General features: G+C 51.2%; 5 protein-coding genes and 1 pseudogene. 3 read left to right on the top strand and 3 right to left on the bottom strand.

From position 1 onward, the window contains the following. The 3 genes and pseudogenes from ACR0P9_RS05795 to ACR0P9_RS05785 all read right to left on the bottom strand — a co-directional run. Positions 1–434: ABC transporter permease (locus ACR0P9_RS05795; protein ID WP_432618184.1), on the bottom strand; the 434-nt coding region annotated here is incomplete at its 3' end. Positions 435–972: 538 nt separating this feature from the next. Then, a pseudogene (locus ACR0P9_RS05790) lies at positions 973–2,016 on the bottom strand (ABC transporter ATP-binding protein); the annotation flags it as partial. A 23-nt stretch (positions 2,017–2,039) separates the two neighbouring features. Then, a complete protein-coding gene (locus tag ACR0P9_RS05785; protein ID WP_432618182.1) occupies positions 2,040–2,573 on the bottom strand; it encodes a helix-turn-helix domain-containing protein in 534 nt (177 codons plus the stop codon). Positions 2,574–2,869: 296 nt separating this feature from the next. On the opposite strand from ACR0P9_RS05785, the gene ACR0P9_RS05780 reads away from it, so the two are divergent. From ACR0P9_RS05780 to ACR0P9_RS05770, 3 genes are all read left to right on the top strand, one after another. Beyond that, complete coding sequence (locus ACR0P9_RS05780) at positions 2,870–3,571, top strand: peptidoglycan DD-metalloendopeptidase family protein (RefSeq protein WP_432618180.1); 702 nt, start codon at positions 2,870–2,872, stop codon at positions 3,569–3,571. A 413-nt stretch (positions 3,572–3,984) separates the two neighbouring features. Next, positions 3,985–5,073, top strand: a complete 1,089-nt coding sequence (locus ACR0P9_RS05775) for an SH3 domain-containing protein (protein WP_432618178.1) — start codon at positions 3,985–3,987, stop codon at positions 5,071–5,073. 157 nt (positions 5,074–5,230) lie between these two features. After that, a complete protein-coding gene (locus ACR0P9_RS05770; protein WP_432618176.1) occupies positions 5,231–6,502 on the top strand; it encodes a VanW family protein in 1,272 nt (423 codons plus the stop codon). The last annotated feature ends 154 nt before the right edge of the window (positions 6,503–6,656 follow it).

Raw genomic sequence — 6,656 nt, 5'->3', positions numbered from 1 at the left:
GCGAAATCCGTGTACATGAACTGGAACGGACCGATGTGCAATAAACCGAGCAAGTTATTCAAAATACCGTTGTCCTGCAAGATACCCACCCAAGCATAGGTGCGCACGAGCATGTTGATCCAAGTCGGCAGCGTGATGACGAGAATCAGTGTCGTGCTCTTGACGCCTGCGCGGGCAATCGCATAGGCAGACGGATAGCCGAGCAGCAGACAGACGAGTGTCGTCAAAATCGCAATGCGCATGGAGCGGATGAGCACCTGCATAAACACGGCGTCACGGAAGAAGCGGGCGAAATTGTCCAGCGTGAACTGTCCCTGAAAGAACGCCGTGCCCTCCACCGTGAATGCATAGGCGATGATGAGCAGCATCGGAATCAAAATGAAAATGGCAATCCAAAAGACATAGGGATATGCCATGGAACGAAAACGTTTCATGTGCTCAGTCTCCCTTTCTCATGATGTGAATGTCATCCGGCGTAAAGCGCAGACCGACCAAATCGCCCGGCTCGGTGCGGTCTGTCGTTGCGACCTTGTACTCAGAGCCCTTGGTAGCAAACGTAATATCATATACACCCGGTGTGATGTTCTCCCAGTCGAAATCGTAAATGACATCGGTAATCTTGATGCGGGCGCCTTCGTCCTCCGGCGCAAGGCTCCAAGCGGAAGCATCTGCCCAAATCATCAAGTCGTTGTCCAGCGTCAGGGACTCGCGAATATCATCAACGGACTTAGAAAAGTTTACGGCATAAATCTCTTCCTGATATTCTTCCGACTGCACGCGGTTGGCATCCTCAACAATCATATCGACAGTTACCGTCGTGCCCGCAGCCGTGGAGAAGGTGACGGGGTATCTGCCGTTTTCCGGCTTGATGTCGTAGGAGATTTTGGAGATCGAAACGCCCTCTTCGGTGTCCTTCTTCCAAGCTTGTGCGTTGGCACGGGCGATAATCATGGAGTCGGTCAGCTCCGCGACATCTTCTTTGTCCAGATAGAAGCTGTCTGCATCCATCAGCTCGCCAGCCTCTTCATTGATGATCGGCTTTTCCTCGGTAATGTTCATTTTTACTGTGATGGATGTGCCCTGGCGGGTTTCCACGATGGTGTCATAGTGCACGCCCTTGAACAGCACCGACTTGACGCGGCCGCGCAGCAGACCGTCTTCCGGTGCTACAATGTCGAGATCTTCCGGACGAATGACCACATCGACCTCTTCGTTCGGCGCAAAACCGCCGTCGACACAGGTAAACGGATGACCGTCAAAAATGACGCGGTTGTCGCACGGCATCACACCGTCCGTGATATTGCTCTCACCAATAAAGTTGGCGACATAACGGTTGACCGGCTCGTTGTAAATATCGACCGGAGAGCCAATCTGCTCAATATTGCCGCCCTTCATGACGACAATGGTATCCGACATCGTGAGGGCTTCTTCCTGATCGTGGGTGACGAAAATAAAGGTAATGCCGACTTCCTGCTGGATGTTTTTCAGCTCGCGCTGCATTTCCTTGCGCAGCTTGAGATCCAGTGCGCCGAGCGGCTCATCGAGCAGCAGAACCTTCGGTTCGTTGACCAGTGCGCGCGCGATGGCAACGCGCTGCTGCTGACCGCCGGACATCTGGGTGATGCGGCGCTTGTCAAAGCCGCTCAGACCGACCAGACGCAGCATACGCTTGACCTTCTGCTCGATAATGTCTTTCGGCTCTTTTTTGAGATTGAGACCGAAGGCGATGTTGTCATAGACGTTCAGATGCGGAAACAGCGCGTATTTCTGGAATACCGTGTTGACTTCGCGCTTGTACGGCGGGAGACCGGAAATGTCTGTTCCGTCAAACAGTACCTGACCATCATCGGCATCGAGAAAGCCTGCGATGATGCGCAGCAGAGTTGTTTTGCCGCAGCCGGACGGACCGAGCAGGGTGACGAATTCATTTTCATGGATGTCCAGCGAGATACCGTTGAGCACGCGCTGCCCGTCAAAATCCTTGACGATGTTTTTGATTTCGATGAGTTTTTTCATATTTTCTCCTATGGGGTTGGATTTTAAAATAGCGGTGGGGTGCAGACCCAGAGTACTTGGGCGGTCTGCTTTTTGTCATTGCGGATATAGTGTGCGGATTTGCCGTCTAGGTAAAAGGTCTCTCCCTTGCGGACGGGATAAGACGCGGTATCCGTGACGAGGACGACAGAACCGGTGAGCACATAACCGAACTCTTCGCCGCCGTGCGGACCGGAAGAAAACGACTTGCCGCCCGTGGGGATTTCCACGAGCACAGGTTCCATCTGATTTTTTTGGGTGTTGGGAACGATCCATCGAATGGTGCAGCTGTCGCGTGCATCCTCAAAAAAATCCGCCTGTCGGAACACAATTTGTTCCTCCGGCGAATCGCTGAAAAATTCAGACAGGGAAGACCCCAACGCTTCGAGAATGTCGGAGAGCGTCGCAATAGATGGGCTGGTCAAATCCCGTTCCAGCTGCGAGAGAAAACCTTTCGTCAGCTCACAGCGGGAAGCAAGCTCCTCTAATGTCAATTCCTGCTGGATACGCATTCGTTTGATCTTTGAACCAATTTTCATACTGGACCGGAAATTCCGGCGCGGGTCCTCCTTTCTGCTCTCTTTACAAATACTAAACTTTTTGTTGCAGTTTATCAAACTACAAGCACTATTATACTCCTCTTTTTTTGGCTTGCAATAGATTTTTGTCCAGTTGCGAGAAAATGCAAAAATTTCCATATCCTGTCGTAATTTGTGTAACAGGCACGTAAAATTTTTGGCGGTTTCTCTAGACAGAATGGGCATCGAACCGTATAAATAGCAGAAAAACTGCCCATACTTCCAGTACAGGAAAATGAAAGCAGGGAGATGAGCGAATGAAACGAACAAACGGCGGTGCACAGTGGTGGTCGGAGGATAAGAGCTTTTATGTCGTTCTCTTGCTGTGCCTCGCGGCGATTGCGGTGGCAGCGTATCTGCTGTTTGCCGTTCCGAGCGGCACCACCGATGAGACCATGCAGGCGGAGGAATATCAGGCGGATGACAGCGTGACAGCGTCCGAAGCGCTGGAACGCATTCCGGCGATGGATCCGCAGCCTGCCGAAAAACAGCAGGAATCCGAGACACAGACCGAGGAAGCAGAACAGACCGAGCAGCCGGTGCAGCAGACCGCCGCCGCGCTGACCGTTGCGCCGCCGATGGACAGCGAAGTCACACAGGATTTTTCCCAAGATACGCTGACATATAATGAAACGACCGGCGACTGGCGGACACATGAAGCGATAGATTACGCAGGGAAAAAAGGAGATGCCGTACAGGCGGCAGCGGATGGCACGGTGCTCGCCGTGGGCGAAGACGCCGTGCTGGGAAAATACCTGACAATCAGTCATGTACAGGGCTTTACCAGTCTATACGCGGGCATCACCGATCCGACGGTATCTGAGGGAGATTCCGTCACACAGGGGCAGAAAATCGCCGTATTGGGGGATCCTATGCCGCTGGAGGAGAAACAGGGCGTCCATCTGCATTTTGCTATACTAGCTGACGGAGAGGAAAAAAATCCCAATCAACTCTATTGAGTTAATTTTGCGAAAAAACCGGCATTTAAACCGGCGGGTATTGACAAATTTCTGTGCCGTGCGGTATAATGATGCCAAGCTCATGTGGAGACATATGAGCCCGACAAAATCCCAATTTTGTTTAAAGCACGAATATCATCCCCCAGATAGTGCTTTATATCATCCCCAATTCTGTATGCTGTGTTTTATCATCCCCCAAACTTCCACAGCATACGAAACAAGAAGCAGCCTGTGTAACCGGTACGCAGGCTGCTTTTTGCTTGCAATTCTTAAGAACTATCTTAAGATATGTAACCGTTTTGTGTTCAAACTGTCATGCGCATGTTGTTGCGAGTAACAAAGAAAAATGCTACACTAGGAGCATAAAGAAACAGTTCCAACCCAAAGGGCACAGGACGTAAGGAGGGAGTTCTATGAAAACGAAAAAGATGATGATTAGCCTGATTTCCGGCACATTAGCAGCCGTGATGGCGTGCGGCGGTGCGCTCGCTGCAAGCGTTCGCACAACAACCGATGTAAACATGAGAGCAAAGCCGGATAACAGTGCCGCTGTCCTGTGCGTTCTGCCGAAGAATGCTGAGGCAGAGAAGCTGGGAATGGAAGGCAATTGGTATCACCTGTCCTATAAAGACAAGGACGGCTACGTATACAAGAAGTACATCAAGGATACAGAGGCAGCTCCGGCAGCAGAGACCAAGACCGTGTATACGACCGGTGATCTGTACGTTCGCGCAAAGCCGGATAAGACCAGCGCAAAGCTCGGCGTTCTCAAAAAGGGCACTGCTGTAGAGACCACCGCGCTGAAGAACGGCTGGTATACCATCAAGTACAACGGCAAGACCGGTTATATCTCCGCGAAGTACACCACGGAGACCAAGCCGGAAGTAAAGCCGACCACCACAACCGTTTATACCACGGGCGATCTGTACGTTCGTGCAAAGCCAGATAAGACCAGCGCAAAGCTTGGCGTTCTCAAAAAGGGCACTGCCGTAGAGACCACCGGCGCGAAGAACGGCTGGTACACCATTACCTATAAGGGTAAGACCGGTTATATCTCTGGCAAGTATGTCACCACGACTAAGCCGGCAACCGCTGCGAAGAAGGTTGTCTACACCACCGCGAACCTGAATGTCCGCGACAAGGCATCCACCGACGGCAAGAAGCTCGGCGTTCTCAAGAAGGGCACCGCAGTCGAGGTTATCGAGCTGAAGAATGGCTGGTACACCATCAAGTATAACGGCAAGACCGGTTACATCTCCGCGAAGTACACCACCGAAGTCAAGCCGGGAACCGAAAAGCCGACCACTCCGGCAACCAAGACCGTATACACCACTTCTGACCTGAATGTTCGCGCAGAGCCGAACAAGAATGCCAAGAAATTAGGCGTTCTCAAGAAGGGCGCAGAGGTAAAAACCATTACCCTGAAGAACGGTTGGTACAGCATCGCGTATAACGGCAAGACCGGTTATATCTCTGCGAAATACACAACCGACAAACGCTGAATACATGGAATTTAATGGAAAATAAACGAAAACCGGCACCGAAAGGTGTCGGTTTTCCGTTATACCATAGGGAATTTTGATATATGCATTTGCTTGAAAAGAAGAAAAGTAGGTGATACAATACAGGGGAAGTAAATATATTTTTTGGAGGATGACTATGAAAACCAAAAGAATTATGAGGGGAATTCTTTCTGGCGCTCTGGCTGTCGCAACCGTATACGGCAGCGCATTTGCTTATGCAAATCCGGCGGCAGGAACGACCAACACGACAACATCTGTCTCTGCTTCGGCAACGGAGTATGCAGCAACAGCGTCCGCTGTGTATATGCGCAGTGAGCCGCAGAACGGTGCCGCTATCGTATGCACGATTCCGGAGAACACTACCATTCAGAAAGTTTCTCAAAATGGCAACTGGTATCAGGTATCATACAATGGTAAAACCGGTTATATCTACAAGAAGTTCCTGAAGGAGACCGGCGAGACCTCTGCTCCGGCACAGCAGCCGCAGCAGACCACCAGCACCCCGGAGAAGAAGGAAGACAAGCCGCAGCAGACTGCCAGCACCGGCACCGTTTACACGACGTCTGGTGTTAACATGAGAACACAGCCGAAAAACGGCTCTGCTGTCATCTGCGTTGTTCCGCAGGGCACACAGGTTCAGAAGACCGGTACATCCGGCAACTGGGTACAGATCTCTTACAACAACCAGACCGGTTATGTATACAACAAGTATCTGTCCGACAAGAGCACCGGTACCGAGCAGAAGACCAATCAGCCGAGCAACAGCACGACAGACAACAACACAACAAACACCACCACAACGACAAAGGGCGAGGAATTCAGCGATGTACTGGGTTCTAAGACCACGTACTATAACTCCAGCGTAAAGGGTCGTTCGACCAACATTCGTCTGGCAACAGCAGCGATTGATGGCACTGTTCTTCAGCCGGGAGAGCGTTTCTCGCTCAACGGCGTTGTCGGCAGAAGAACCGCAGCAAAGGGCTATCAGAACGCGATCATTTTCCAGAGCGGCAAGCAGGTAGAAGGCCTTGGCGGCGGCGTTTGTCAGGTATCTTCCACGGTATATGGTGCTGTTCTGTATGCAGATCTGAAGGTTACGGAGCGTTCCAGCCATCAGTTCCAGGTATCGTACACACCGGTATCGCAGGATGCCGCTGTATATTATGGCAGCCAGGACTTTAAGTTCGTGAATAACACGGATCATCCGATTAAGATTGCTGCCAGCTCCGGCAGCGGCTCTTTGACCGTGACGATTTACGGCACAAAGACTTCGGATAAGAAGGTCACCCTGTCCAGCAAGAGCTCTGTCAGCGGCAACTATAAGTACGCTTCTCTGTACAAGACCGTGACAGAAAACGGTAAGTCTACCACAACAAAGGTAAACTCCAGCAAGTATCTGCTGAAGTAATTTGGAGAGACAAGTTTAGCTTGTATATCAAAACAAAAGCACTGGTTCCGGATTTCCGGTTCCAGTGCTTTTTGATTGTCTGAACTTATTCGCCCATGACCTGGAATACGATTTCGCGATGGCGATCGCGGGTGTCGCACTCGACCAGCGTCAG

This window comes from Butyricicoccus sp. (assembly GCF_050872565.1).
Classification (GTDB): Bacteria; Bacillota; Clostridia; order Oscillospirales; family Butyricicoccaceae; genus Butyricicoccus_A.
This window is presented reverse-complemented; position numbering and strand designations above follow the sequence as displayed.

Coding starts and splice junctions, on each gene's coding strand:
- ACR0P9_RS05785 (WP_432618182.1), bottom strand. CDS start 2,573: ATGAAAATTGGTTCAAAGATCAAACGAATGCGTATCCAGCAGGAATTG.
- ACR0P9_RS05780 (WP_432618180.1), top strand. CDS start 2,870: ATGAAACGAACAAACGGCGGTGCACAGTGGTGGTCGGAGGATAAGAGC.
- ACR0P9_RS05775 (WP_432618178.1), top strand. CDS start 3,985: ATGAAAACGAAAAAGATGATGATTAGCCTGATTTCCGGCACATTAGCA.
- ACR0P9_RS05770 (WP_432618176.1), top strand. CDS start 5,231: ATGAAAACCAAAAGAATTATGAGGGGAATTCTTTCTGGCGCTCTGGCT.